Source organism: Comamonas sp. SCN 65-56, assembly GCF_001724135.1.
Classification (GTDB): Bacteria; Pseudomonadota; Gammaproteobacteria; order Burkholderiales; family Burkholderiaceae_C; genus Comamonas_C.
Genome location: NZ_MEDS01000001.1, coordinates 1 through 24545 on the forward strand (window position 1 = coordinate 1; position 24545 = coordinate 24545).

General features: G+C 60.5%; 26 protein-coding genes and 2 pseudogenes. 15 read left to right on the forward strand and 13 right to left on the reverse strand.

Annotated features, from left to right (window positions below; translation table 11 throughout):
- The coding region (locus ABS45_RS00005; RefSeq protein ID WP_291551506.1) for a hypothetical protein at positions 1–316 on the forward strand (316 nt) is incomplete at its 5' end.
- 67 nt (positions 317–383) lie between these two features.
- Positions 384–1889 (forward strand): sulfatase-like hydrolase/transferase, encoded by a 1506-nt coding sequence (locus ABS45_RS00010; RefSeq protein ID WP_291551509.1) that lies wholly within the window; start codon positions 384–386, stop codon positions 1887–1889.
- 160 nt (positions 1890–2049) lie between these two features.
- Here ABS45_RS00010 and ABS45_RS00015 read toward each other — a convergent pair whose 3' ends face one another.
- Both ABS45_RS00015 and ABS45_RS00020 read right to left on the reverse strand, forming a co-directional pair.
- A complete protein-coding gene (locus tag ABS45_RS00015) occupies positions 2050–4614 on the reverse strand; it encodes a hypothetical protein (protein WP_291551512.1) in 2565 nt (854 codons plus the stop codon).
- A gap of 103 nt (positions 4615–4717) precedes the next feature.
- Positions 4718–5566, reverse strand: coding sequence for a 2OG-Fe(II) oxygenase (locus ABS45_RS00020; protein ID WP_291551515.1), 849 nt, complete (start codon positions 5564–5566; stop codon positions 4718–4720).
- A gap of 190 nt (positions 5567–5756) precedes the next feature.
- Between ABS45_RS00020 and ABS45_RS00025 the strand changes: the two genes are divergently transcribed.
- Positions 5757–6326: a Uma2 family endonuclease gene (locus ABS45_RS00025; RefSeq protein WP_291551517.1), complete on the forward strand. Its 570-nt coding sequence runs from the start codon at positions 5757–5759 to the stop codon at positions 6324–6326.
- Positions 6327–6359: 33 nt separating this feature from the next.
- Here the strand turns inward: ABS45_RS00025 and ABS45_RS00030 are convergent, their stop codons facing one another.
- Complete coding sequence (locus tag ABS45_RS00030; protein WP_291551520.1) at positions 6360–7853, reverse strand: O-antigen ligase family protein; 1494 nt, start codon at positions 7851–7853, stop codon at positions 6360–6362.
- Between the two features lie 174 nt (positions 7854–8027).
- On the opposite strand from ABS45_RS00030, the gene ABS45_RS00035 reads away from it, so the two are divergent.
- The gene (locus ABS45_RS00035; RefSeq protein WP_291551523.1) at positions 8028–9158 is read left to right on the forward strand and encodes a glycosyltransferase family 4 protein; all 1131 of its coding nucleotides are present in this window, start codon (positions 8028–8030) and stop codon (positions 9156–9158) included.
- On the forward strand, positions 9151–9552 hold the full coding sequence (locus ABS45_RS00040; protein ID WP_291551525.1) for a hypothetical protein: 402 nt from the start codon (positions 9151–9153) through the stop codon (positions 9550–9552). The genes ABS45_RS00035 and ABS45_RS00040 overlap by 8 nt, the downstream gene beginning before the upstream one ends.
- On the opposite strand, the gene ABS45_RS00045 is transcribed toward ABS45_RS00040, so the two are convergent.
- Positions 9503–10231 (reverse strand): class I SAM-dependent methyltransferase, encoded by a 729-nt coding sequence (locus ABS45_RS00045; protein WP_291551528.1) that lies wholly within the window; start codon positions 10229–10231, stop codon positions 9503–9505. The two genes, ABS45_RS00040 and ABS45_RS00045, sit on opposite strands and share 50 nt — an antisense overlap.
- 154 nt (positions 10232–10385) lie before the next feature.
- Between ABS45_RS00045 and ABS45_RS00050 the strand changes: the two genes are divergently transcribed.
- From ABS45_RS00050 to ABS45_RS00060, 3 genes are read left to right on the forward strand one after another with little or no spacing between them, the layout of a single operon-like run.
- Positions 10386–12128, forward strand: coding sequence for an ABC transporter ATP-binding protein (locus tag ABS45_RS00050; protein WP_291551530.1), 1743 nt, complete (start codon positions 10386–10388; stop codon positions 12126–12128).
- 16 nt (positions 12129–12144) lie between these two features.
- Positions 12145–13089: a glycosyltransferase family 2 protein gene (locus tag ABS45_RS00055; protein WP_291551532.1), complete on the forward strand. Its 945-nt coding sequence runs from the start codon at positions 12145–12147 to the stop codon at positions 13087–13089.
- A gap of 10 nt (positions 13090–13099) precedes the next feature.
- Positions 13100–13621: a hypothetical protein gene (locus ABS45_RS00060; RefSeq protein WP_291551535.1), complete on the forward strand. Its 522-nt coding sequence runs from the start codon at positions 13100–13102 to the stop codon at positions 13619–13621.
- 2 nt (positions 13622–13623) lie between these two features.
- On the opposite strand, the gene ABS45_RS00065 is transcribed toward ABS45_RS00060, so the two are convergent.
- The 3 genes and pseudogenes from ABS45_RS00065 to ABS45_RS00075 form a co-directional block, all read right to left on the reverse strand.
- Positions 13624–14025, reverse strand: a complete 402-nt coding sequence (locus tag ABS45_RS00065) for a type II toxin-antitoxin system MqsA family antitoxin (RefSeq protein WP_291551536.1) — start codon at positions 14023–14025, stop codon at positions 13624–13626.
- 5 nt (positions 14026–14030) lie between these two features.
- Positions 14031–14153 (reverse strand): annotated as a pseudogene (locus ABS45_RS00070) (type II toxin-antitoxin system MqsR family toxin); the annotation flags it as partial.
- 439 nt (positions 14154–14592) lie between these two features.
- On the reverse strand, positions 14593–14817 hold the full coding sequence (locus ABS45_RS00075; protein ID WP_291551539.1) for an addiction module protein: 225 nt from the start codon (positions 14815–14817) through the stop codon (positions 14593–14595).
- A 356-nt stretch (positions 14818–15173) separates the two neighbouring features.
- Between ABS45_RS00075 and ABS45_RS00080 the strand changes: the two are divergent.
- From ABS45_RS00080 to ABS45_RS00100, 5 genes and pseudogenes are all read left to right on the forward strand, one after another.
- Positions 15174–15274: pseudogene (locus tag ABS45_RS00080) on the forward strand (IS481 family transposase); the annotation flags it as partial.
- Between the two features lie 138 nt (positions 15275–15412).
- Complete coding sequence (locus tag ABS45_RS00085) at positions 15413–16612, forward strand: glycosyltransferase (RefSeq protein WP_291551541.1); 1200 nt, start codon at positions 15413–15415, stop codon at positions 16610–16612.
- A 174-nt stretch (positions 16613–16786) separates the two neighbouring features.
- The gene (locus ABS45_RS00090; RefSeq protein WP_291551544.1) at positions 16787–17254 is read left to right on the forward strand and encodes a serine acetyltransferase; all 468 of its coding nucleotides are present in this window, start codon (positions 16787–16789) and stop codon (positions 17252–17254) included.
- A gap of 113 nt (positions 17255–17367) precedes the next feature.
- The gene (locus tag ABS45_RS00095) at positions 17368–18345 is read left to right on the forward strand and encodes a glycosyltransferase (protein ID WP_291551547.1); all 978 of its coding nucleotides are present in this window, start codon (positions 17368–17370) and stop codon (positions 18343–18345) included.
- Positions 18346–18376: 31 nt separating this feature from the next.
- Positions 18377–19408 carry a hypothetical protein gene (locus ABS45_RS00100; RefSeq protein WP_291551549.1) on the forward strand — a complete coding sequence of 344 codons (1032 nt, stop codon included), beginning with the start codon at positions 18377–18379 and terminating at the stop codon, positions 19406–19408.
- A 180-nt stretch (positions 19409–19588) separates the two neighbouring features.
- On the opposite strand, the gene ABS45_RS00105 is transcribed toward ABS45_RS00100, so the two are convergent.
- Positions 19589–19897 (reverse strand): HigA family addiction module antitoxin, encoded by a 309-nt coding sequence (locus ABS45_RS00105; protein WP_291551552.1) that lies wholly within the window; start codon positions 19895–19897, stop codon positions 19589–19591.
- Positions 19898–19909: 12 nt separating this feature from the next.
- Positions 19910–20188, reverse strand: coding sequence for a type II toxin-antitoxin system RelE/ParE family toxin (locus ABS45_RS00110; protein WP_291551555.1), 279 nt, complete (start codon positions 20186–20188; stop codon positions 19910–19912).
- 126 nt (positions 20189–20314) lie between these two features.
- Between ABS45_RS00110 and ABS45_RS00115 the strand changes: the two genes are divergently transcribed.
- Positions 20315–21532: a glycosyltransferase gene (locus ABS45_RS00115; protein WP_291552111.1), complete on the forward strand. Its 1218-nt coding sequence runs from the start codon at positions 20315–20317 to the stop codon at positions 21530–21532.
- 62 nt (positions 21533–21594) lie between these two features.
- Here ABS45_RS00115 and ABS45_RS00120 read toward each other — a convergent pair whose 3' ends face one another.
- Both ABS45_RS00120 and ABS45_RS00125 read right to left on the reverse strand, forming a co-directional pair.
- On the reverse strand, positions 21595–21858 hold the full coding sequence (locus ABS45_RS00120; RefSeq protein WP_291551558.1) for a Txe/YoeB family addiction module toxin: 264 nt from the start codon (positions 21856–21858) through the stop codon (positions 21595–21597).
- On the reverse strand, positions 21855–22097 hold the full coding sequence (locus ABS45_RS00125) for a type II toxin-antitoxin system Phd/YefM family antitoxin (protein WP_291551561.1): 243 nt from the start codon (positions 22095–22097) through the stop codon (positions 21855–21857). Before ABS45_RS00125 ends, ABS45_RS00120 begins: the two co-directional genes overlap by 4 nt.
- 261 nt (positions 22098–22358) lie before the next feature.
- On the opposite strand from ABS45_RS00125, the gene ABS45_RS00130 reads away from it, so the two are divergent.
- Positions 22359–23597: a glycosyltransferase family 2 protein gene (locus ABS45_RS00130; protein ID WP_291551565.1), complete on the forward strand. Its 1239-nt coding sequence runs from the start codon at positions 22359–22361 to the stop codon at positions 23595–23597.
- Positions 23598–23703: 106 nt separating this feature from the next.
- On the opposite strand, the gene ABS45_RS00135 is transcribed toward ABS45_RS00130, so the two are convergent.
- Together ABS45_RS00135 and ABS45_RS00140 are read right to left on the reverse strand one after the other, a co-directional pair.
- Positions 23704–24210: a GNAT family N-acetyltransferase gene (locus ABS45_RS00135; RefSeq protein ID WP_291551567.1), complete on the reverse strand. Its 507-nt coding sequence runs from the start codon at positions 24208–24210 to the stop codon at positions 23704–23706.
- Positions 24207–24491, reverse strand: coding sequence for a DUF1778 domain-containing protein (locus ABS45_RS00140; protein WP_291551569.1), 285 nt, complete (start codon positions 24489–24491; stop codon positions 24207–24209). The genes ABS45_RS00135 and ABS45_RS00140 overlap by 4 nt, the downstream gene beginning before the upstream one ends.
- Positions 24492–24545 lie beyond the last annotated feature (54 nt).

Below are 24545 nucleotides of genomic sequence, written 5' to 3' on the forward strand. Positions count from 1 at the left end.
CAACGGCGCATGGCTGCTGCGCGAGAACGGCACAACGGCGCACAATGAGTTCATCCTGGTGCCGGTACGTGCCGCACAGGCCGGGCAGTACGCCTTGTCGGTGGTGACCATGGCGAAGAAGGAGCAACCCACACTTGAAATGCTGGTCAACGGTCACTCAGTCGGTGTGGTGACGCAGCCCACGGCGGATGCGGGCTCGGCTGTTGCTTCAAGCGCCGTCGAAGTGAGCTTGCCCGAGGGCATCTCGATCGTGCGCATTCGGCTGAAGACCGGCGCGGAGGCTTGGCCGCGTGACCTGGTTTTCGCAGCCAAGTGAGACGCACGCGGTAGTGGAGCAGTTCAGCACCGCCAAATACCAAGCCTGACCCGTTCACCAGGTACGCATGAAGAGACTGAAACGATACGGGCCGTTGATCGGCGTGCTTTTGGCATGGCTGCTGCTGTTCAGCCCGCGCCTGCTGCCCGGCATCACTATCAAATCGCTTGCCTGGGTCGCCATCTCGGCTTTCCTGTTCTGGCTGCTCGCGTTTCGGCGCTGGTCGCTGTGGCTGGCCGTGGTCGTGCTGGCGCTGGCCGGGGTGCTGGACATCTTTCATGTCTATTTCTTCGGCAAGCTGACGGACGAATACCTGCTTGCCACGGCGCTGCGCACCACCCCGGCGGAGGTGGCCGATTTCTTTTCGATGTTGCCGCTGCGGCCGCTGCTGCTCAGTGCGCTGTGGCTGGTCTGGTGTGTGCTGTCGGGGCGGTGGCTGGCCCGTGTGGCGCCTGGTGTGCTTCGCGGCCACCGTTTTTTGCGATGGACATGGTCGGCCCCGGTGCTGGCCTGGCTTGCGTTGGTGTTGGCGAATGCTTGGGGTAGCGATGCACTTCGCTGGCAGATTCACGACAAGACATACAAGATCTATCCGACGCACCTGGCGTGGGCAGCGTGGAAGTACCACTTGATGGGCACGGCGGTGATGGACCCGCCGCTGCTGCCCGTAGCAGCCGCAGCGCCCGCGCAGGCGGATACCGTCGTCGTCGTCCTCGGCGAAAGCGCCTCCGCACAGCGCTGGTCCTTGCTGGGCTACCAGGGCGACGACACCAATGCGCCGTTGCGGGGCCTTGACGGGCTTGGCGTGAGCACCGTGCTCGCGCGCGGGCTGAACACTGCCGGTGCACTGCCTTTTGTGCTGACGGGCCAAGCTAGCGCGGACAGCGTCCGCCACCGGGCGCCGTCGTTTCTCGATCTGGCGCACCAGGCGGGCTACAAGGTCTTTGTTCTCAGCAATTCACGCAATGCACCGGTCGCGGATTTTTTCGATCAGGTGCTGAGCCGTTCCACGGCCGTGTATCGCAAGCTGGGCGATGGCGGGCCGCATGACGGCATCCTCACGCCAGCCTACGAGCAGGCGCTGGCCGACCCGGCCCCGCGCAAGCTGATCGTGCTGCATACCTTTGGCAGCCATGAAATCGTGCAAGACAGGTATCCGCCCGAGCTGGCGCGGTTTGCCGACCCTTACGACAACTCCATCCTCTATACCAGCACGCTGCTCAAGCAGTGGACAGGCATGCTCGACGCCTCCGGCGCGCGCCGCTCGGTGCTGCTCTACACCAGTGACCACGGGCTGATCATGCCGCCGTGCAGCAGCGACTATCGCCATGGCCGCAGCCTGGCGAGCCTGGTGCCGTTTCTGGCATGGGCCAATGCGGGTGCGCGAGCGCTTTTGCCTGCCTTGCTGCCACCGGGCGGGCACAGCAATGCGCTGGTGGCCGAGGGGGTCATCCGTGCCGTTGGCTATGGCGCGGTGTTGCAGCAGCCAGGTTGGCCCGGCAGTGCCAACCCCACGTTTGAAGGCCACAGCTGGCAGGCTTTGCGCGGGCTGGATGCGTGTACGTTGCGCTGAAAGTGATCAGCGCCTTTGGGCATATCGGCTCAGACCTTGGTAAGCGCACCCCAACCAGCGATGACTCGAACTGTCACAAATGCTAGCTGTTGACGCTTGTCCAGCAAGCGCGAGGGCCAGAAAATACTATAAAACGAAGCCTCTCCGTCCCCTGGGTGCACTAACCCTTGCGCAGCGCAATCCACTGCATCGGCAGCTTGCCGTCCAGCTCGATCTGGTAGCTGCCGTCCCGGTACTGCGCAGGCAGTTCAATCCACTGGTTGAACGGCCCGTTGCGCCAGGTCTTCAGGCCCGCCGGGGCCTTCACCGCGATGCTGCCGGCCAGCGGCTCTACTGCGAAGGGTGCGCGGTTGCCTTGCTGGGGCAGGGAGCGCGTGCCTATGGAGACCAACACATTGCCCGATGCGCCCAGCGCCGCGTCGTCCAGGCTTTGCACCGCCACTGAGGCATTGCGGGTTTGCAGGTTCAGCCGCACGGCTGGCAGATCGACGGGGGCGCCGCCAATCCAGCCCATCGCCGCCTGAGTACGGGCGGTGTTGATGGTGTAGGTGCCCCTGGCCCAGTTGCGCGTCAGCTCGCCGGTGTCGCTGGTCACTTCCTGTGTGCCCTCGGGCAGCAGGGATTTGGCAGGGTCCTTGATGACGATGGCGCCAGCGGGCGGCGCGCGACGCGTGAGCCAGGGCAGTTGCGGCGTAGCGGGCATGGCGATCAGCAGGCGCCCCAACTCCGCGGCGCTGCGCAGCGCCGGCGCATTGCCCGCCGAAGTGGCTTGGCCGAAGAACGCATCGGTGCCCGGGTCATAGACATAGGTAGTTTTGGCCGCTTGCACGTCGCCACGGCGGTACATCAGCGCGGCCGCGCTCAGCATCGGCAGCAGCGATGGGTCGTTGTACGAATGCCAGTTCCCGGCGCTGCCGCCCTCACGCGGTGGCTCCTGCGTGTAGGCGTAGTGCATCAGCGCGCGCCAGCCTTGGTGCGATGCCATGGCCGCCATCCACAGCGGCAGCGTGTGCCGGTCGTAGCCGGGGAAGGGCTCGGCATTCCATTCGCTCACCGCCAGCGGCATGTCCACCACCTGCGCCGCCGCCAGCCAATCGCCCAGGTGGGCCGCCCAGGCCGGGTCTTTCTGCAGCTGGCCGGGGCCGCCGTAGGCGTGCACGTCGATCAGATCGCCGGTGGTAAGCGCAGGCAAGGAGAACAGCGGGTTGTTGCCCCAGGTGTTGGTGGTGGCCAGCGGCTGCTTCACGCCCAGGCCGCGCAGCTGCGCCACCATGTCCTCATCAAAGTTGTGTTCCAGATCGTTCAGAAAGATCTTGCTCGGCCCCGGCTCCCAGCTGCGCCAGGTCTTGTTGGGTGGCAGCCCGGTCTTTTTGGCAAAGGTCTCGGCGGCGTTCATGTAGAGTTTGTTGTGCAGCGGCACGCCCTTGTCGGGCAGCATGGCGTTGCCGAAGTGGTGCGTCACGTCGTTCTCGTTGGTGATGAGCATCGCCACGATGGCCGGGTCGTCCTTGTACGCCAGGTGGGTGTAGGCGTTGCGGTGCGTTACGTACTGCTCGTTGAAGCGGCGCATCGCCGCCTGCATGGTGACGTTCACGTAGTTGAAACCCTTGGGTTCCACCGCATCCTTGCCCTTGGCCAGCTCGTCAAAGCCGTAGATGTCGTCGCCGCGCTTGAACTGCCGGCCCACGTGCAAATCCAGCCACACCGCGATGCCCTCATCCTTCAGGCACTTGATCCACCAATCGAGCTGGTCCAGCGCCGCAGGGTCCAGCGTGTTGGTTTGGGTGATGGTCTTGGGGTTGCCAAAAATGTTCGGCGTGACCCAGGGGGAATCATGGTGGTGTAGGCGCACCAGGTTGTAGCCCAGCTGCGCCAGCCGTTTGGCCTGCTGCTGCACCACCTCGCGCGGGGTGCTGAAGAGGGCGTAGGCCGTCACGTTCGTGCCCCAGTAGCGCGCGGGCGTTCCGCTGCCCGTCAGCACGTCGGCGCTGGCCGGGTCGTTCTTCAGCGCCTGGTCCAGCAGGCCTTGCGGCGCGGTGCGCGTGTCGATCGCGTCGCGCGGCCAGCTGGCCGCCGGTGGGCCGCCCAGGCGCTCGGCCAGCGGCGCCAGCCAGGCGGCGTTGCCCGTCCAGCTCAGCGTCACGGCGTAGCGCTGCTCGCCCGCGGCGATAGAGCCGTCGTAGAAATAGGCGCGCACCTCCGTCGGGTTGTTGCGCTCAAAAAACACCTTGGGCAGGGGCGGATCAAAGCGCATGGTGAACTGCGCCGCCCCGGCCTGGCCCCATTGCCAGCCGGTATTGCCCGGCAGCAGCACGGGCTTGCCCATCAACGCGCCAAAGGTTCCCAGGTCAAACTTGAACACCGCGCCGCCGCCAATCACGTCGGGCTGCGTGCTGCGCGCTGCCACGCGCAGCTCATACGTCAGCGTTTGCGCCTGCGGCGTGGCCGTCTGGCCCATCCAGGCAACGCCCAGGTCTTTCACCTCGCCCACCAGCCGGTAAGCACCCGCGCCATTGCCCGCCAGCGCGCTTTGCACCCCGGCCCATTTCCATTTGGCGCCCCAGAAGGCCCAATCCGCGCTGAAGCCGGGCTGCCCGCCCAGGCTGGCGCTCGGCAGGCCGTGCTGCTCGCTGATCTGCACTTGCCAGGCGGGTGCGGCCTGCGCCGCGATGCCGAAAACGGCAAACGCCAGGCAAGCCCCCATCCTCACAAATATTTGCGTCATATAGGCCTCCAGCACTTGATGGACAAGCGTAACCAGCTATGAATATTGCAGAAACGGCTGGTGCGCACGCCAAGGGACAGCAGCGCCAGCGGCAACGTCGCCCTCACCGATACCGCCAGCGCGACAGGCGGCGGTACACCACCGGCGGCAGCCAGTCGCGGGCGCGCTCCCAGTTGTGCATCTTGCGTGCCTCGCGCTGCACCTCAGGCGCATCGCTGCCGCGCGGCACATACACCGTGCCGTGCGGCGGCACCTCTTCATGGATGGCGGCCGATGCCGTGTAGTAATACAGCGCCATCGATCGGCGCGCCACGCCCTCGGGCGTATTCAGCGGATCGGGGTGGCCATGCCATGTGTCTGCATCGGTGCGAAAGACCACGCAGCGATTGAGGATGGGCGCCACGCGCTGCACGCAGACGGACATGTCGCGGTTCCACAGTTCCAGCTGGCCCTTCCAGTCCTCTTCCCAGTGCTCATTCAGGTAGACGATCAGGTTCAGCCGCCGCTGCAGGCGCAGCTCTTCGTGTACGCGGAAATCCGCATGCACGCCCAGCAGACCGCCTTTGGTTGTCTCGTGAAAGCCGCCGCCCATGAAGTACGGGTCGGGCAGCAGCCCGTCGATGCCCGTCAGCCCCTCCAGAAACTGCAGCATCGGGCGCGAATTCATGAACCAGAACAGCTCGCGCGTAGGCGCGTCGCAATCTTCGGGCAGGATCTGGCGCTTGTTCTGCCCGGCATAGCCCATCTTGAACATGCGGTCATGCGTCAGCGCTTGTGCCGGAAAGCCCCGCACCGCGCGCTGCAGCACCGCCGGTGGCAAGAATTCATCCAGAACGATGTGGGGGAAGGGCGCTGCCTGGTTGAAGTCCTCCGCCAGCAAGGCGCCCATGCCCCGGGCTTCTTCGGCGGAGAGTGTGAGGTTGTCTTCGATGGGGAGGGTCAGGGTTTGCATGGGCTGCATCCAAGGGCGGCGAAAGGCCTGAAGGGAATCCAAGAGTTTACGAGGGCGCAGCGCGGTGGCAATGGCCCGGATGGACCCGTGCCGCCGCTGCGTCGGATGCTCCGCGCTGGTCCCGCTACCAGTGGGCTGTCGTGAACCGGAAACCGTACACTGAAGGCAGCACTTTGTACCGGAGGCAGCCATGCCCGCACGGACCGCCGCAACCCTCAGCGTTTCTGAAGACGAATACCTTGCCGCAGAGGCCGCGAGCGAGGTGAGGCATGAATACATCGGCGGCCAGGTGTATGCCATGACCGGGGCCAGCGATCGTCACGGCTTGATCGCCAACGCGGTCGCCTTTGCCTTGACTCCGGCTGTGCGCCGCAAGCAATGCCAGCTATTCATCGCAGACATGAAGCTGCGCCTGCAAATTGGCGACGAAACCATCTTTTATTACCCGGACCTGCTCGCGTCCTGCCACGCCCAGGACAGAGAAAAGTTCTTTCGCAGCGCCCCCTGCCTCCTCATCGAAATCCTCTCTGAGTCCACGGCCCGCATTGACCGGCGCGAAAAGCTGCTGGCCTACCAGACCATCCCCAGCCTGCAAAGTTACCTGCTGATAGAGCAGGAACGGCGCCATGTCGAGCTTTATCGCCGCAGCACTGGCTGGCAGGCAGAGCACTACGGCGATGGCGCGCTGCCAAATACGCTCCCGATTGAATGCCTGGACACCTCGTTGTCGCTGGATGCTATTTACGCGGACGTGGCGTAAATCTGCTGCGACACGGAGTGACACCGTACGCAATCAGAGGGCTCGCGCATCCACGCCGCGCCTAAGCATGGTCAACCACGCCACGCCCAAGCCGCCTGTCAGCCAGTAAATGTGCGGCACAACGATCGTGCTTCCAACAGTGGTGATGATGACAGCGATACCCACCAGCGTGGCCAGCAGGCTGCGCCCCAGCGTGCGCCGCTCATCGTTCATTGGCAGGCGCGCCTGCGTGCGCCAAAGGCTCCAAAGTATGCTGGCGAAGAAGCTCGCAAAAAGCGCCAGACCGACGACGCCGTAATTCAAGGCCACGCCGATGTAGCTATTCACGATATCGATAATGCCCTCGCCTTGAATCATCGCTTGCATCTCGGGTGTTTGCAGGTAGTTGGTGGAGCCCAGCCACAAGTTGCGCTCGATCACGATGAGCGCGTTGTCTATCAGGCGCTGGCGGTATTCGACGTTACCCGCCTCTGTTTGGCCAATGAAGGGCAAAAGGTTCAGCACGCGCTGGCCTATACCCAGTGTCGCCATGGCGGCCAGAGTTGCGGCCCCGGCCACTACCAGTTGCAGCGCCTTGCGCATGCCGCCACGTCCCGTAAACACAAAGGTCAGCACCATGGCCACCGCCCCCACCCAAGGGCCGCGTGAGAGGGTGGCAAGTAGACCGGCCATCATCAGCAGCATGGGTGCGGAGCTGCGCAGGTTGGGTTTTTTTTCGCCACGCAAATAAAGCCAAAACCCCAAGCCCACGGTCATCATGTATCCAAGCACAATGGGGTGACCGGCGCTCGCAGCGGCCCTGAGCAGACCATCGCGCCCCAAGTAGTTGCCATAACCCCAGCTCAGCCCGAGGGCACTGGTCATGACCGTATACAGCTTCCAGTGCCGCAAGAGCTCAAACACGGCGACAAGGCCCAGCAGTGATACTGCCATCACATAGGCCGCCATCACCAGCTTGAAATCTTGCAACCTGCGCACCGCCCTGCTTGCAACGTAGTAGGGCAAAAACATGTCCGTCATCAGGTAAAAGCAGCCGCGCAGCGTGCTGGTGACATTGCTCTCACGCAATTGCAGCACCGCCGTCAGCAACAGATAACCCATCAGGCACTTGTCTGCCCATGTGGAGCCCAACCGCAAACTGTCCGACTGGCGCCAGAGCGTCAGCGCCGCTGGCGTCAGCAGTACCAGCGCGAGCAGGCGTGGCTGATCAAGCGTAAAAAAATAGTTGATCAGCCCAAGGCCGGGTACGTCTATGCTGGCCGCAGGCACGACGATCAGCAGCAAACAATACGCGGTCAATGCGCGCACCGGCGTGAACCGCTGTGCCAGAAGCAGGACAACAGCCAACCCCGCATAGATCCAAAAACTGCCAAGCGCAAATGCAGCGACGGTGAGCCCGAACCACAGATTGCGCCATTGGCGCGCAGTTTGTGCCGCGCTTGCTTGTGCTATTGCTGGTTGCATGAACCACCATGCAGCGCTGCACAAGCCGAGTACGACGACGAGGGCGCGCAGGTGTTCTGGCATGTGGGCGTATAAGGAAAAAAGTATTTAGAGCGGTTCGAGACCACTTGTGTGATCTTGGCACCGGCGGCCTGTCAACAGTGTTGGGGTGGTGGCAGACCTGCAATTTCATTCTAAGATGCAGCGCCCTCACAACTGGAGTGAGGCTCGTCTTATCTGTCGTTGAAGCGTCACTTGATGAAGTTGAGAATTACATTTTTGTTGCCCGTATTGGGTTGGTCGGGGGGCAACCGCGTCGTGGCGATTTACGCGCAATGGCTGGCAGAGCAGGGGCATACCGTGGTTTTGGTGTCTCGCTCAGCAACTGCCCCTACGCTCTTTCGCAGAATGAAAAGCTTGATGCGTGGGCGCGGCTGGCCCAGGCACCATCCAGTGCCAGCGTCTTACATGGACGATCTGAACGTGGAGCACCGTGTGGTGCCGATGGGGCGGCGTTTGACTCCCGACGACGTACCGTCGGCGGATGTGCTGGTCTGCACCTGGTGGGAGACGGTGGAGTGGGCCAATGGTCTGCCGCCTGACCGGGGTGTGCCCGTGCATTTTGTGCAGCATCATGAAGTGTTTGACTACTTGCCGCGTGAGCGGTGTGAAGCTGTCTATCGTTTGCCTTGGCGAAAAATCGTGATCGCCCGTTGGCTGGCCGAAGTGATGACCCGGACGTACGACGCAAAAAAGGTAGAACTGGTGCCCAACGCGGTCGATCATGAGATATTTCATGCTCCTGTGCGGGTAAAAAATTCACCGGTCACCATCGGCACGCTGTACCACGAAGCGTCCTTCAAAGGTTTGGATGTGGCGCTGGCTGCCCTCGCCAAGGTCAAGCAGCGCCATCCGGAAGTGGTAATACTGGCTTTTGGCAGTAGCCCGCCAACAGGGGCAAATGCGTTGCCGGATTGGGTGGAGCTGTGCGTTGCTCCGCCGCAAGACACCTTGCGCGCGCTTTACGCGCGCTGTGATGCCTGGCTCACCACCAGCCGCACGGAGGGCTTCAATCTGATGGCCATGGAGGCCATGGCGTGCCGCACGCCCGTCATTTCCACGCGCACCGGTTGGCCCGCCGAGGCAGTGGTTGACGGTATGAACGGTTTTTTGTGCGAAGTCGACGATGTTGGTGCTGTGGTGCAAGCAGTTTGTCGGATCGTGGAAATGGATGCTGCACAGTGGGCACAGATGTCTTCCAACGCGTTTGCAACGGTGGAGCATGCCACTTGGGACGCGTCTTCTCGATTGTTCGAGGCGGCGTTGAGCCGGGCCGTGAGTGATGCCGGTTTGGGCTCGACGAATACCGATGATTTGGCCGGTGTTTGACACCTCATCGTTTGATGATTCAACTGATTTCCACCGTCTGGCGCCACCTTGGCCACGAAGTCACTTTGGTCTCTCTGCCGCACCCGCGCCCACCACTGAAAAGAGCGATCAAGTCCTGGCTCAAAGGGCAAGGCTGGTCCGCTTGGTCACGCATCGTGCCCAGCGACTTGGATGGCTTGGGGCTACAACAGCCGCCCTGGATACCTACCGCCCGCCCACGGCCAAGGACGTTCCTGTCTCCGGTGTCATCATCGCCACATGGTGGGAAGCGGCGGAATGGCTGATGCAATTGCCCGATACGTCCGGCGTCAAGGCCTATTTGACACAGGGGTGTGAAATTGTGATTAACGATAGTGAACGCCCGGATTTACTAAGATTTTTGCGGAATTTTTAATGATGTGGAAGCATGATATTTCGCCGAACCACATATTTATCGGTAGCATCTGCTTTATCACGGTTATCCATCGGCGTTCCCAATAGCGTGGAATATCATGCCTATTTGGCCAGTTTGCCCTTGAATAAGTTATTTTTTCGATTTTAGCTCCCGTTGTTTCAGCCCAGCGTTCGACTGCCCAGGGGAAAATAGGGGTTACATGATAGCAACCTGCAAATGATTCATATCTAAAATATGGAAGCTGAGCAGTTCTGAGAAAAGAAAGCCGTGCCGGAAAATTTATTACATTAGGTGTGGTGACGATCAGAGAGCCACCAGTTCGGGTCAAGCGCAATGCTTCTCGCATAAATTTCCATGGAGACTCAAGATGTTCTATGACTTCTACTGCGATAACTGCGTCAAATTGCTCTGAGTCGAGATTAATTGGTTCGTTGAAATCTGCATAACTGCATGTCATTCCTGGAATTTTGAAGTGTTCAGGATGCAAATCTAAACTCACCACATCAAATCCACGCTTAGAAAGTAATTTGGTTAGGCCACCGCGACCTGCGCCTGCGTTGAGGATTTTTCCACTGCTAAATGGGAGTTGTTTTAAAACAGACTCCCAGACTCCGGGTGCAGTTTGTGGGCTCAAATCTTTCGACAGAGAAGAAATATCCGTATTTATATCTTGATTCATTTTAAAAAATTCTCATCTATTTGTTGAGACAATTTTGTTTCTGAAGTACGATGTTGCCCAATATGGGGCTTCGTGCCAACGTTTTATACTCATCATGTTAACTTTCACCAAGGTTATTTTGCATCATCTCAGTTCCGCCAGGCGGTGGCAACTGATGGCGGTAGCAGTGCTGATGGTATTGGGTGCCTTGGCTGAAGTTAGCACTCTTGGGGCGGTGGTGCCGTTTCTTGGGCTACTGGCCAGCCCTGAATTTGTGGACAAAGCGGGTTGGCTTGCGCATGGTCTGGATGCGATTGTCGGAGTGCTGGGCGTCACTCGGCTGCAGGCGGCCTCTGTGGCGTTTGCCTGCGTGGCATTGGTGGCAGGCGCGCTGCGCTTGTTGTTGACTTGGGTGAGCAACAAGATCATCTTTGCGGTTGGCACAGACCTCGGCGCAGTCGTGTTTGGCAGGGTGTTGCACCAACCGTATGCCTACCACCTGTCCAAAAACAGCAGCGAGACGCTATCGGCCATAGAAAAAGTGGGATATCTGATTGCGGGAGCGCTTGCGCCAATGATGCTCATGGTGGTGGCGGCCATGATGGCGTTCTCCATTCTTGCGGCCCTGTTGTGGGTGGATGCGTTGGTGGCGCTGGTGACTGGTGTCTTGATCGGCGGGATGTATGTCGGCATCAGCTTGTGGACCAAACGGCGCTTGCAGCGCAACAGCCAGACGATTGCCCGAGATGGTGTACTTCGCTTCCAGTACCTGCAAGAGGGTATCGGTGCGATTCGCGACATCACGCTGGAGCACAACCAGGACGTCTATGTGGCGCAGTTTGTGCGGGCCGACAAGGCAGTGCGCAGCGCGCAGGCGGCCAATCTCACGCTGGGCGGTGCCCCTAAGTACGCCATCGAAAGTGTCGCTATCATCCTCGTGATCGTGCTGGCCAACTGGCTGGTGCGTGGCCCTGGTGGTGTGGTGGATGCCTTGCCGGTGCTGGGTGCCTTGGCCCTGGGCGGGCAGCGGCTGCTACCGCATGTACAAACCATTTATAACGGCTATGCCAGCTATCGCGGCACGCTGGCCACCGCACAAGAAACCCTTGCCTTGCTGGATTTGCCTATGCCTCAAGCGGGCACCACGGTGCAATCTGCTGGTAATTTCGGGCAAACATCTGTCACCGCCATCGAGTTGCGCGACGTTCGCTTTGCCTACGGTGCCGAACAACGGCAGGTGCTCAACGGCGTGAACTTGCGCATCAAGGCCGGCGAGCGCGTCGGTTTCGTCGGCGTGACGGGCGGCGGCAAAAGCACGCTGCTCGATATCTGCATGGGCTTGCTTTTCCCCACGTCGGGGGTCGTGGTTGTCAATGGCGAGCCGCTCACGCAGGCCAATCTGCCCTGGTGGCACCATCGCATTGCGCACGTACCGCAAGCCATCTTTCTGTGCGACAAGTCGATTGCGGAAAATGTTGCGCTGGGCGTCGCCCCTTCGGCGATTGACCATACCCGTTTGACACAGGCGCTGGAAGCGGCGCAACTCTCGGAGTTCATTCGCCAATTGCCCCACGGTGTAGAAACTGGCGTGGGCGAGCGCGGCGTGCAGCTTTCGGGCGGGCAGCGCCAGCGCATCGGCATCGCCCGCGCGCTGTACAAGCAGGCGGATGTGCTGGTGCTCGACGAAGCCACCAGCGCGCTCGATGGCGAGACCGAGGCCAAGGTGATGGATGCGATTTACCAACTCAACCCGGGCATCATCATCCTGATGATTGCGCACCGGGTTTCCACGCTGGAGCGCTGCCACCGCATCTACCACCTGGAAGGCGGGCTGATCCGTGAGACTGCATCAGAAAGCATCAAGCAAAATCATGCCTTAGCGCTTGCTGGGCAAGCGCAAGCAGCTACGCAATCGTGAGTAAAAAGCGCTTCGTATGATCGACGTCATCATCGTCAACTACAACACTGCCCATCTGTTGGCGCGCATGTTTGCCGCCTGCGATGTGGCGGGCGAAGGGCTGGCGCTGCGCTACTGGGTGGTGGACAACGCGTCCAAGGATGAATCGCTGGCAGTGCTGCAGCGCGAGCACCCTGGGGTGTTTGTGCAGGCCAATACCGAGAACGTCGGCTTTGGCCGTGCCAACAACCAGATGCTGCCGCATTTGTCGGGCGAATATGTGTTGCTGCTCAATACCGATGCCTTTGTCGCGCCCGATGCGCTGCGCGTGGCGCTGGCGGTGATGCAGAAAAATCCGCGCTGCGGCGTGGTGGGCGTGCGGCTGATGGGAGAGGATGGCGCCCTGCAGCCCAGTTGCCGCTACTTCCCCACGCCGCTCAATGTGTTTTTGAACCGTACCGGCCTGGCGCGGCTGCTGCCTTGGGTGCGGCTGGTGGACGACATGGATTGGGACCACCGGGGCGAGCGCGAATGCGATTGGGTGCCTGGCTGCTTCTTGCTGCTGCGCAAGACGGTGGTGGACCAGGTGGGGTTGTTTGATCCGCGCTATTTCCTCTATTGCGAAGAGGTGGATTTGTGCAAGCGCATCAAGGCCGCGGGCTGGAGCGTGGTGTACACCGGCGCCACCTCCGTCGTGCATTTGGGCGGTGAGAGCGCGAAGTCTGCCGGCACCCTCACGCAAGGCGGGCGCCAGATATCGGCGCTGCAGGTGGAAAGTGAATTGCTGTATTACCGCAAGCACTATGGCCTGGCGGGGCTGCTGGCGCATGTGGCGCTGGTGCATCTGGGTGATGCGCTGCTGATGGGCAAGGATGTGCTCAAGGGGCGCGGCTGGGCGCAGGCGTGCAGCGTCTGGAACAACAGCCGCGCTGTGCGGGCGCTGTGCGGGCGCACGCGCTGGGGGGTGGTGCCGACGCGATGAGGCAGGCGTGATGCAAAACCAAGTCAGCAGTGAGGCGCCCGATTGGTCGCGCGAGGCGCTACGCCCCGGCGAATGGAACCCGGGCAAGCGCCTGCTGGCCAGCCTGCGCGACTACCAGCGGTTGGCGGCCATGCCCGGGCCCGTGGCGGCGCTGCGCAAGAAGTGGGCGGTGCTGCGCCACCGTTTCTGGAGTGCGGTCAGTGGCGCTGATATTCCCTTGAATTCGCAGGTGGGCGGCGGCCTGTTGCTGCCGCATCCCAATGGCGTGGTGGTGCACCCGGCGGCGCGCATCGGGCCCAACTGCCTGCTGTTTCAGCAGGTCACCCTGGGCACGCACAGTGACGGCCGCGCGCCGGTGCTGGTGGGGCATGTGGATATCGGCGCGGGTGCCAAGGTGCTGGGCGGCGTCACCATCGGCGCGCATGCGGTGATCGGCGCCAATGCGGTAGTGCTGGCCGATGTGCCGCCGGGGGCGGTGGCGGTGGGCATTCCGGCGCGGGTGCTGGCGGGCGGCAACCCATCGCGTCAGTAACGTCAGGTGGTTCTGACTTCGTTGAGCAAATCGGGGTGGCGGTCCAGCAGCTTGAACAGTTTGACCAAGGCCAAGGGCGGTTTGGTCTTCCCGTTCTCGTAGCGCGAGAAGGCGTTGACGCCGCCGCCAAAAATTTCGGCGGCCTCGCGTTGCCCCAGGGCGAGTTTTTTGCGTACGCTGACGATGAAGGCGGGGTCTACGATGGCTGCGTTCACCTGCTTGTTGAACGCCTGGATTTCACGCATGACGCGCTCGGTTTCAGCCATGTCGGTAATGGATTCGCCGCACGCGGGGCAGAAATCGGCCGTGACTGCGGGGATCACCGTTGTTTCGCCTTTGTAGGTGTAAGGCAGGTCGCGGGTGTCGTGGATCAGCCGCGCTGCGCCGCAGACAGGGCATTTCATATTCATCACTCCTTGAAAGAAACGATCAAAACGTCGTCGATGACCGTCAGCTTCAGATAGATGTCTCCCGCGTGTGTGCTTGGACGGTACACGTCCTGCCATACCGTGTGATCGGCATGGGTGGCCAGCATTGCGGCCTGCTTCATCGATGGAGCGCTGTCTTGCCCCTCACCCAGCCTCTCCCCAAAGGGGCGAGGGGCAAATCCGGTGGCTCCGGTGCTTCCTCTCCCTCTGGGGGTTGGGGTGAGGGCGTCCAGCGCATCGACGGTGGTTAGCTGTCGGCGCCATGCATCCAAGACCCTGGTTTGCGTCGATGATGGAAAAACGACACCACAACAAGCTCGGACTCCGACGGATGGTAAATGACCGAGTAAGGAAACTTGCGGAGGATGACATGCCGGAACTCCGCCTCAATCTGAGGAAAAGCAAACGGCATGCGGAGCGCGCGAGCTATCGCGGCATCTGCGGACCGGGCGAATTCGAAGCCCAAACCAGTGGAGCGTTGCTCATACCAAGCCTGGGCCTCCAGAAGCTCACCTTGAGCTTCTGGCCTGACCCATAACCGCATCAGGGCTGCCCCTTGAACAGGGTTGCACGAACCTGCTCCCAAGGAAGGCTGCTTGAAGGGTCTGCGCGATGTGCGGCCAGCCTGCGGTGAAGCTCTGCGCGCTGCTCGGGAGACAGCCGGACTGGAGTCGCAGTCTCTGCTGCGATGCTGTCCCAGATGTCCTCAACCAGCTCGATACGCTCGGATAGGGGCAACGAGCGGTAATTGACGGTCGATGCGTTCATGAAGCAAGCATACTTCAGCCTCTCCCCAAAAGGGCGAGGGGCAAGTCCGGTTTGCTCCCTCTCCCTCTGGGGTTGGGGTGAGGGTCGGCAGCGTACCCGATACCATGAAATTCATAGCCAAAAGTGGCTTCAACGCAGTACCATCCAGCGCTAAAAGCTATCATTGAAATAGTGACTGAATCTACACACCTCCAGCCCATCGGCCTGGTCGTCATCGGCCGCAACGAGGGCGAGCGCCTGCGCACATGCCTGCAATCGGTGCTGAGTGCTGGGCGCGCCGTGGTGTATGTCGATTCGGGCTCGGCAGATGATTCAGTTCTATTGCTATTGGCGCGCAGCTTGGGTGCGGTAGTGCGGCGCTGTACAACCATCAACTCACCAGTCGACCATCAAGAGCTTCACACCACTGCAAGCCATGAAACAGTGGTACAAAACCTATCCGCACTTATTCCATTGACGACCATATGATCGCCCGGGATGCGACACCTAAGTAATGTCATGCGCTGTTCGACCTGCAATCGGTTGTGTCTTGTAGGCGATCGGTCAACTTGCCAAGTCAGTGGATACTGTAATTCGAAATCGGGGTTGCAAATTCATGATAGATAAGACTTATATGTTATTTTCCAGGATCCCGCTAACGATAAATGAAAAAGGAGAAATTTTCGGCGGAAAACTTTGGGTGAAAGACCTGAGATTACATTTGGATTATATTTCAAATTTCAATATATGCTGCCCTATCGTTTCGTCAAATAAAGTGGATGATCTTGAGTTGGTTGATTTTTTGAAAATTGATAGAATTTATAAACTTGAATTAGATCGTGGGTTGAGATCGGTATTGAGTAATTTTTTTCCTAATTTTCTGAGTGTTTTTAAAGCGGTTCGAGTGGCATGTATAGTGCATTCCGGTGGTGCTGGATGGGTTTTTCCTTTGTCTTTTTACATATTACCTTTGAAACTGTTTTTAAAATTCAAATGGGTGATTGTTATTGAATCATCTTTTTGGATGTTGGGATCGTGGGAAAAGAAAACTGCGAGGCGATTGGTTGAACATTATTCGCACAAAATTCTTCTTGGCTTATGTTTGCGTCTTGCTGATGCGAGAATTTTCACGCAAACATATTACAGGGACTATTTTTTTAAAAAATCTCCAAAAGATGGTGTCATGATCAATCCGGCTTGTTGGGTGGATGATGATTTAACTATTCCGTTGAGTGTTTTGGAAAATAAACATAATACAAATACATATGCCAATGCAATAAAAATCATTTTCCCTTCGCGAATGGTTGAATCCAAAGGCGTATTTAATTTGTTGGATGCGGTATCGATGATCGATATTGAAAAAAACAAAATACATTTGACAATAATGGGGGATGGGCCATTATCTCGTCATTGCAGTGATTTTGTTGATTCTTATGCCGGGGGTATTGATTTGGATTTTAGACATCCAGTTGATTATGGGCGAGAATTTTATGATTTAATAAGAGAGTACGACTATCTCTTGGTGCCGATCATAAGCGACGAACAACCTAGAGTAATATTTGATGCGTTCAGCCAAGGAGTTCCTGTTATCGGTTCTGATGCATCAGGGGTCTTGGATGTTGTTGACGAAAATAATTCATTAATTTTTAGAAAAAATGATCCTCGGGATCTTGTTCGCGTGTTGTTGTTCGCTTTGGAAAATCCGAAATTGAAGAGTGTTATGGGGCTTGCTGCGCTTGAATCTGTAAAAAATAAAACCCATGCGGGAATGCATAGAGATCGCGAGTATTTTATAAAACGCACTTTGAATGTTTGAAATATCAAGTTAAAATATTTTGAATGTGATGTTGATTTATGGTATGTAACTTGATTATGTGTAAAATTTTCATTTTAATAAATTGCACCCAAGGGTATATGCAAAGTGTTTGACTATATAAAGGCTGATTATTTATCATATCAGAGACGACTTAGCGCCCAAGGATTTTGGGTGATGCTGGTATATCGCTTTGGCCGCTGGCGGTATCAGGTCAAACCTGCGCTGTTGCGCAAATTGTTTTCGCTGATTTACAAAATACTGTTCAAAGGCGTTCAAATTCTCACTGGCATTGAGTTGCCATGCGAAGTGGTGGTTGGGAAAAATTTCGTCATCGATCACTTCGGCGGCATTGTCATCAGCGGCTATGCCAGTTTTGGTGATGATTGCCGCATTCGCAACGGGGTGGTGGTGGGGCTGCGTCGGGTTGACGAGCCTTGTGCACCGCAAATCGGCAATAACGTGGATATCGGGGCTGGCGCCAAGGTGCTCGGCAATATCCGCATTGGCAACAATGTGGTGATTGGCGCCAATGCCGTTGTGCTGCGCGATGTGCCGGATAACCATGTGGCCTATGGTGTACCTGCAGTCATCAAACCTCGTACAGGATTTTGTGATGGGGGCACTGATGAGCGGTGTGAGTGACCAAGCGCTCGCTTGGTTATGCGGTGATTGGTGGCAATGCTGCGGTGTCGGCGGATGCGTCGCCGTGGCGAGTACAATAAAAATTCAAGCAGCTATTTCAGGCTCTAACGCCCATGAATAAAGAGCAACCAGCTATCGGTATCGTAGTGATTGGCCGCAACGAGGGCGAGCGCCTGCGCGTATGCCTGCGGTCCGTGCTGGGCGCTGGGCGCGCCGTGGTGTATGTCGATTCCGGCTCCATCGATGGTTCCGTGGCGCTGGCGCGCAGCCTGGGGGCGACGGTGGTGGCGCTGGACATGGCGGTTCCGTTCACCGCTGCGCGGGCGCGCAATGCGGGTTTTGAGGCCTTGCGTGCGCTCAGCCATGGTGTGCAGTTCGTGCAGTTTGTCGATGGCGACTGCGAGATGGCAGCGGGTTGGCTGCACGCCGCACTCGATTTTTTGACATCGCCAGGGCATGCGCGCTATGCAGTGGTTTGTGGCCGTCGGCGTGAGCGCTTTCCTGAAAAGTCGGTTTACAACCGGTTGTGTGATATCGAATGGAATACCCCGATAGGCGATGCCAAAGCCTGCGGAGGTGACGCCATGATGCGCGTCTCCGCCTTGGCCACGGTGGGCGGCTTTCGCGACGATCTGATCGCTGGCGAAGAGCCCGAACTGTGCGTGCGCCTGCGCGCAGCGGGCTGGAAGATTCACCGACTGGATGCTGAAATGGCGCTGCACGACGCCGCCATGCTGCATTGGCGCCAGTGGTGGCGGCGCAGCGTGCGCGGCGGCTATGCGTTTGCGCAAGGCTCTTGGCTGCACGGCGGCCCGCCCGAGCGCCATTGGGTGCAGGAGACGCGGCGCGCCCTGGCCTGGGGTCTGGCTCTGCCGATTGCCATCGTGCTGGCGGCAGGGTGGGTGGGGGCGGGGGCGATGTGGCTGCTGCTGCTTTACCCGGCGCAGGTGTTGCGGCTGATGCGAAGAGGGGGCGGGGCAGAGCGCGCTTTTTTCCTGGTCGCCGGCAAATTTGCCGAGGCGGCGGGTATCGTGCAATTTGCCTGGAACCGGTTGATGCACCGGCGCCAGCACATCATTGAATACAAATGACCCAATGCCTCGCGCTGTTGGAAGTAAAACCATGACTAGCGTGTCGCAGGGGTTGACCGCCATTAACGTGCCCGACCTGAGTCCGGCCGATGACGCGTTCACGCAGTTGCGAACGCGCCATGCGCTGCGCTGGGTCGGTTTGAGCGGGCAACCCGCCAATGCGCTGGAGCGCGGCATTCGGGGCGTGCGGCTGTCGCGTTACCGCGCTGCGGCGCAGGCCGCGCTGCGCGCTGGGCCGGGCAGCTTTGTCATTTCGCATCTGCCCTTGATGACTGCGGCGGTAGCGCATTTGCTGCGTCTGCGCGGGGATGTACCGCACCTGGGTTTTGCCTTCAATTTCACGCGGTTGCCGATGGGCAGACGCCTGCAGTATCTGCGAGGCGCGTTGCGGCACGTGGACCAAATGGTGGTGTTCTCGCGTTACGAACAGGGACTGTATGCCGAGCACTTCGGAATCGAGCGCGAGCGCTTTCAGTCGGTGATCTGGACGCAAGGGCCGCCGCCGGTGCAGGCCGAAACGGGCTTGAATGAAGTCAGCCCCTATCTGTGCGCCATAGGCGGCGAGGGGCGGGACTTCGCCTTGCTGATGCAGGTGGCGCGCAGGCTGGGCCCGGCGATGAGGGTGGTGGTGGTGGCGCGCCCGCAAAGCCTGGCGGGCTTGCAGGTGCCCGATAACGTCACGGTGCTGACCAATATTCCGCTGGCACAGACCTGGGCGATCGCGCGTGACAGTTGCGGCGTGCTGGTGCCACTGCTCAGCCGGGAAACCTGCTGCGGCCAGATCACGCTGGTGAGCGCCAAGCTGCTCGGGCTGCCGCTGGCCACGACGCGTGCCCACGCCACGCGTGAATATGTCGAGGGGCGAGCCGCCGTGTTGGAGTGCGAGCCTGGTGATGTGGCGGGATTCGCCGATTTGGCGCGGCGCATGTATGAAGAAGCAGCCAGCCTGCGCGCCGTCGCGCAATCGCAGAAATCGGCCGAACAGGCCATTCATGACCGGCAGCACTGGGCCGGGCTTGTTGATGCGTTCATCGAGCGCCATGTGTTGAACCTTTCACGATAGTTGCCATATCCTTGCGCGCCGAGCGGCCCTTGCCCTTGCATCTGGTGTCGCTGGCCGAGGCTTGCCAGCTCAGTTTGCGAGGCTCGTTGAATCCAGCGTGCATGCATTCCGTTGTGCAAATCAATGGCGCACTCCTGTCGAGGTCACCCTCGCCCATCCGAGGAGATTCGGGTGATGCTGTCAGGCCTGATGCGCAGCTTCCCTGCTGGTGATGCGTGCCAGCGCGTCGGCCATGGTGGCGCGCGCCGTGGCCATGTCGAAGTCGGTTTGCAGCCCCATCCAGAATTCGGCGCTGACGCCAAAGTATTTGGCCAGGCGCAGGGCGGTGTCCACCGTGACGGCGCGACGCTCGCGCACAATGTCGTTGATGCGCGGCGCGGGCACTTGCAGCGCGATGGCAAGTGCGTGTGCGCTGATCCCCATGGGGGCGAGAAACTCCTCGCGCAGCACTTCACCGGGGTGGATGGGGCGCATTCCGTTGGGCGTCATGTTCTTGCTCCTTCAGTGGTAATCGATGATTTCGACCTGTTCGGCATGGCTGCCTGTCAAGACAAAGCACAGGCGCCATTGGGCGTTGATGCGAATGCTGTGCTGCCCCTTGCGGTCGCCTTTCAAAGCCTCCAGCTGGTTGTTGGGCGGGATGCGCAGGTCTTGCAGTTGCGTTGCGCGGTGCAGCATCTGCAGCTTACGCTCCGCAACGGTGCGCAAATTGGCAAACCGGGCTACTGATGCGCCCGCGAAAAGAGCTTCGGTATCCGCGCATCTGAAGCTTTGAATCATGGCGCCATTTTATAACGTCAGACGTTAAACTCAAGACATCAAACGCGTTATTGAAATATGCTCCAGCAGACCCGCCCTGACCTTGCGCCACCCCTTGACCAGCAAGGTATTTTGGCTGCGCGCAAGTTGCGCATCGCCTACTTCATCAACCAATACCCCAAGGTCAGCCACAGCTTCATCCGCCGTGAAATCCTGGCGCTTGAGCGCCAGGGCGTGCAGGTGAAGCGTTTTGCGTTGCGCGGCTGGGCCGATGCCGTGGCCGACCCGGAAGATGCGGCTGAGCTGCCGCGCACGCGCTACCTCTTGCGTGGCGGTTTGATGGGTTTGGTGCGGGCCAGCTTGCGGGCGGCGATCGCGCGTCCGCGCTGCTTGGGCCGTGCCTTCATGCTGGCACTGCGCATGGGCCGTCGTGCGGATCGGCCTTTGCCCTTGCATCTGGTGTACCTGGCAGAGGCCTGCCAGCTTTACCTGTGGCTGGTTGATGCGGGCGCGCAGCACGTACACGCGCACTTTGGCACCAATTCCGCCGAGGTGGTGATGCTGGCGCATGCGCTGGGCGGGCCGGGCTACAGCTTTACCGTGCATGGGCCGGAGGAGTTCGACAAACCCCAGGCGCTGCACCTGGCCGCCAAGATGCAGGCGGCGCGCTTTGTCGTGGCCATCAGCTCGTATGGACGCAGCCAGCTCTACCGCTGGCTGCCGGTCGATCAATGGGGCAAGGTGCAGGTCGTGCATTGCGGGCTGGATCAGGCGTTTCACAGCGTGCCTGCGCAGCCCGTGCCGCAGGCGCCGCGCCTGGTATGCGTCGGGCGGTTATGCGAGCAAAAAGGCCAGCTGCTGCTGGTGCAGGCGCTGGCGCTGCTGAAACAACGCGGCGTGGTTTGCGAGCTGGTGCTGGCGGGCGACGGCGAAATGCGCCCGCAGGTGGAGGCCGAGATGGCGCGCCACGGCCTGCAGGCGCAGGTGCGCATCACCGGCTGGATCGCGTCAGGTCAGGTGCGCGACGAGTTGCTCAATGCCCGCGCGCTGGTGCTGCCCAGTTTTGCTGAGGGGCTTCCCGTGGTGATCATGGAGGCGATGGCACTGCGCCGCCCGGTGCTCAGCACCTATGTGGCTGGCATTCCCGAACTGGTGCAACCGGGGCGCACGGGCTGGCTGTTCCCGGCCGGTGATGTGGATGCGCTGGCCGATGCCATGCAGGCCTGCCTGGCGGCGCCCCCGGATGAGCTGCAAGCCATGGGCGATGCAGCGCGCGAGCGCGTGTTGCAGCGCCATGATGTGGATACCGAGGCTGCCAAGCTGCTGACCTTGTTTCGCGCGCACCAGCCCGGGCAGATGCGGTGAAGCGCTTTGCTTGAGCCAAGCCGTGCCGTGAAGCGGCGTCGGTTTGAATGAATTGTTGGCTGCTACTCGTAGTGTGTCCACATGCGCAGCACTTTGACAACGTGTTCTGATTGCAGCACCTCATAAATGAGTCGATGTTGGATATTGATGCGCCTGGAGTAGGCACCAGCTAAATCACCCACAAGCTTTTCGTAAGGTGGTGGATTCTGGAAAGGATTTTCTGTAACGATGTTGAGCAGTGTCTGAGCCTTGTCCTTGAGCCCCGAAGAAGCAAGGTTGCGTGCGTCTTTCTGAGCCTGCTTGGTGAAGACGACACGCCAAATCACCAGTCAAGCTCCGTTGTGCAGGAGTCAACAGGCTCCACCATTCCAGCCTTGATGGAGTCACGCATGCCGGGAACAGAGAGCAAGAAGAGTGTCTCTTGAATGGCAGTCCAATCCTCCTCAGCGACCAGCACGGCATTGCTGCGTTTGCCAGAGATAAGGATCGGGCGATGTGACTGTGCCGTCTGATCTATAAGGCGGTACAGATTAGCGCGAGCTTCGCTTGCAGTGAGTGTGGCCATGGCGGTGCTCCAAGGTGCTGGGAGCGCGTAGCGTACGTTATTTCGTACGAATGTGCAAGTGCAGCCTGTAGCAGCTAACGTGGGGAAGCCCTTGTAGATCGTTCATCGCGGCGTGCTCCAGCACTGAAAAATCTCCGTGCTCCGCTATCCTATGGCGGTTGCTGCGGGCGGGAATGGTTGGATGAAAACACCCTGTTTTTTTGATCACTCCGCAAGGGTCGGGAGTGTTGTCGCCTGCCAAGGTGCGGGTGAAATGCCGCTGTGCTGGCCAGTGGCGGTGCGGTGGTGACCGGGGTGCTCTCCGTGCTGCTCTGGCTGCTGCTTGCACTGGTGGCGCTGCCCGTGCTGGTGCTGGCGTTGCAGGTGGGCGCGGCCTGGCCCCGGCGCTCTGATGGCCTGCCGCTGCAGATGCCAAGTGCGCCCGAGGGTCAGGCGCCCCGCATCGCGGTGCTGGTGCCCGCGCATGACGAGGCGGTGGTGATCGCCCGGACGGTGCAGCGGCTGCGCGCTGCGCTGACGCCGCACGACGTGCTTTGCGTCGTTGCCGACAACTGCAGCGACGACACCGCGCGCCTCGCGCGCGAGGCGGGTGCGCAGGTGGTCGAGCGTTTTGACGCGCAGCGCCGTGGCAAGGGTTATGCGCTCGATCATGGGGTGCGCCATCTGGCGGCACTGGAGCAGGCGCCCGATGCGCTCTTGATCATTGATGCCGACTGCACGGTGGCCACCGTCGGCGGCCTGCACGGCCTGGCGCGGCTGGCGCTGGCGCAGGGCAGGCCGGTGCAGGCGCTGGACCTGATGCATGCACCCGGGGGGGCGGGGCTGAAGCTGCGTGTGGCGGCGTTTGCCTGGCGGGTGAAGAACTGGGCGCGGCCGCTGGGCGCGTTGGCCATGGGCTGGCCATGCCAGTTGATGGGAACGGGCATGGCCTTTCCCTGGGCCATGGCACGGCAGATGCCCTTGGCCAGTGGCGAGCTGGTGGAGGACATGCAGCTGGGCATGGCGCTGGCCCTGACGGGCACGCCGCCGCTGTTTTGCCCGCAGGTGCTGGTCAGCAGCGAGTTCCCCGATGCGGCGTCGGCCGTGCAAAGCCAGCGCCGCCGCTGGGAACATGGCCATCTGGGCATGATCGTGCGCCACGTGCCGCGCCTGCTGGGGCAGGCCATCGCGCGGCGCGACGGACGCTTGCTGGCACTGGCGCTGGATTTGGCGGTGCCGCCGCTGGCGCTGCTGGTGTTGCTGCTGCTGGCGGTGAATGCGCTGGCGCTGGTGGCGGCGCTGCTGGGGTTGGGCTGGGCGCCGCCGTGGGCTGCGCTGGCGTGCGCGGCGCTGTTTGCGCTGGCCATGGCCATGGCCTGGTGGGGCTGGGGGCGCGCCGTGGTGTCGGCGCGCGATCTGCTGTGCGTGCCTTTGTATGTGCTGGGCAAGTTGCCGCTGTATGCGGGCTATCTGTTCAAGGGGAAAAGGCAAAAGGAGTGGGTGCGCACGGATAGGGAGTGAGCTGCCACTGCCAACCCGGGGGGCGGGGGATGTCAGGTTTGGTGCGTGGCTTCCCGGCTGATGATGCGTGCCAGCGTGTCGGCCATGGTGGTCGGTGTTGCTTGGCTCAATGCGACATTCCAATGAGACGCCGCGCGTCCTTGAGCAGAAGAATCATCTGCTGCTCGTTCTCTGGGGTCGGCTCAAAACCGAAACGCTGGTAGAACGCCTGCGCCTCTGCATCGAGGGGGTGGGTGAGCAGCGCCCGGATACCAGCATTCCTGGCGACGGCGATGGCGCGCTGGATGGCATTCTGCAAAAGGCTGAAACCCAGCCCACGCTTTTGGTAGTTGAGGTCAATGGCCAATCGAGCCAGGATGATCAGCGGGATTGGATACTGGCCCATGCCACGGCGAACCCGCTCGGGAACCTCCAGTGTGTCGATCTGGCCAACAGTCAAGCTGTAGTAGCCTGCGACACGCTCGCCATCACAGGACACAAAGGTTCTCGCAGAACCGCTCCCTTGCGCTTGGCGCGCGTGGCGCAGCAACCATTCGGTGAGGGCCGGTTTCCCGCAGTCGAACTCTTCCAGCCGATGACTCGCTTCAAGCGGTTGCGGCTCCGACAGAGTCACTTCTTGACCCAGACCGGACTGCGGGAGAACAGATCGGTCAAGCCGGGATTGTCAGATTCCGGCCGATCCAGCATTTCCAGCAGCGCCTGGTACTGGCTGCCAGACACCATGAGCAGCCGCTGGTCGAGCAGCGCCTGTTCGGCGGCGCGGCAAGCGGCATCCAGGATGAAATCGGTGAGCGATTTGTGTGCAACATCGGCGGCGCGGCGCAGGACTGCCTCCTGCTGAGGGGTTGCCCGCAGTCCAAGCCGGGACGAGCGAGCGGTTGTGACAACGGACATGGCAAGCACCTCTGCACATACAAGGGCTTGATGTTAGTACAAGTGACGCAGACT

Bases quoted from the DNA above. Each gene is read 5' to 3' on its own strand.
- ABS45_RS00010 (WP_291551509.1), top strand. From the start codon at position 384: ATGAAGAGACTGAAACGATACGGGCCGTTGATCGGCGTGCTTTTGGCA.
- ABS45_RS00015 (WP_291551512.1), bottom strand. From the start codon at position 4,614: ATGACGCAAATATTTGTGAGGATGGGGGCTTGCCTGGCGTTTGCCGTT.
- ABS45_RS00020 (WP_291551515.1), bottom strand. From the start codon at position 5,566: ATGCAAACCCTGACCCTCCCCATCGAAGACAACCTCACACTCTCCGCC.
- ABS45_RS00025 (WP_291551517.1), top strand. From the start codon at position 5,757: ATGCCCGCACGGACCGCCGCAACCCTCAGCGTTTCTGAAGACGAATAC.
- ABS45_RS00030 (WP_291551520.1), bottom strand. From the start codon at position 7,853: ATGCCAGAACACCTGCGCGCCCTCGTCGTCGTACTCGGCTTGTGCAGC.
- ABS45_RS00035 (WP_291551523.1), top strand. From the start codon at position 8,028: ATGAAGTTGAGAATTACATTTTTGTTGCCCGTATTGGGTTGGTCGGGG.
- ABS45_RS00045 (WP_291551528.1), bottom strand. From the start codon at position 10,231: ATGAATCAAGATATAAATACGGATATTTCTTCTCTGTCGAAAGATTTG.
- ABS45_RS00050 (WP_291551530.1), top strand. From the start codon at position 10,386: ATGGCGGTAGCAGTGCTGATGGTATTGGGTGCCTTGGCTGAAGTTAGC.
- ABS45_RS00055 (WP_291551532.1), top strand. From the start codon at position 12,145: ATGATCGACGTCATCATCGTCAACTACAACACTGCCCATCTGTTGGCG.
- ABS45_RS00060 (WP_291551535.1), top strand. From the start codon at position 13,100: ATGCAAAACCAAGTCAGCAGTGAGGCGCCCGATTGGTCGCGCGAGGCG.
- ABS45_RS00065 (WP_291551536.1), bottom strand. From the start codon at position 14,025: ATGAAATGCCCTGTCTGCGGCGCAGCGCGGCTGATCCACGACACCCGC.
- ABS45_RS00075 (WP_291551539.1), bottom strand. From the start codon at position 14,817: ATGAACGCATCGACCGTCAATTACCGCTCGTTGCCCCTATCCGAGCGT.
- ABS45_RS00085 (WP_291551541.1), top strand. From the start codon at position 15,413: ATGATAGATAAGACTTATATGTTATTTTCCAGGATCCCGCTAACGATA.
- ABS45_RS00090 (WP_291551544.1), top strand. From the start codon at position 16,787: ATGCTGGTATATCGCTTTGGCCGCTGGCGGTATCAGGTCAAACCTGCG.
- ABS45_RS00095 (WP_291551547.1), top strand. From the start codon at position 17,368: ATGAATAAAGAGCAACCAGCTATCGGTATCGTAGTGATTGGCCGCAAC.
- ABS45_RS00100 (WP_291551549.1), top strand. From the start codon at position 18,377: ATGACTAGCGTGTCGCAGGGGTTGACCGCCATTAACGTGCCCGACCTG.
- ABS45_RS00105 (WP_291551552.1), bottom strand. From the start codon at position 19,897: ATGACGCCCAACGGAATGCGCCCCATCCACCCCGGTGAAGTGCTGCGC.
- ABS45_RS00110 (WP_291551555.1), bottom strand. From the start codon at position 20,188: ATGATTCAAAGCTTCAGATGCGCGGATACCGAAGCTCTTTTCGCGGGC.
- ABS45_RS00125 (WP_291551561.1), bottom strand. From the start codon at position 22,097: ATGGCCACACTCACTGCAAGCGAAGCTCGCGCTAATCTGTACCGCCTT.
- ABS45_RS00140 (WP_291551569.1), bottom strand. From the start codon at position 24,491: ATGTCCGTTGTCACAACCGCTCGCTCGTCCCGGCTTGGACTGCGGGCA.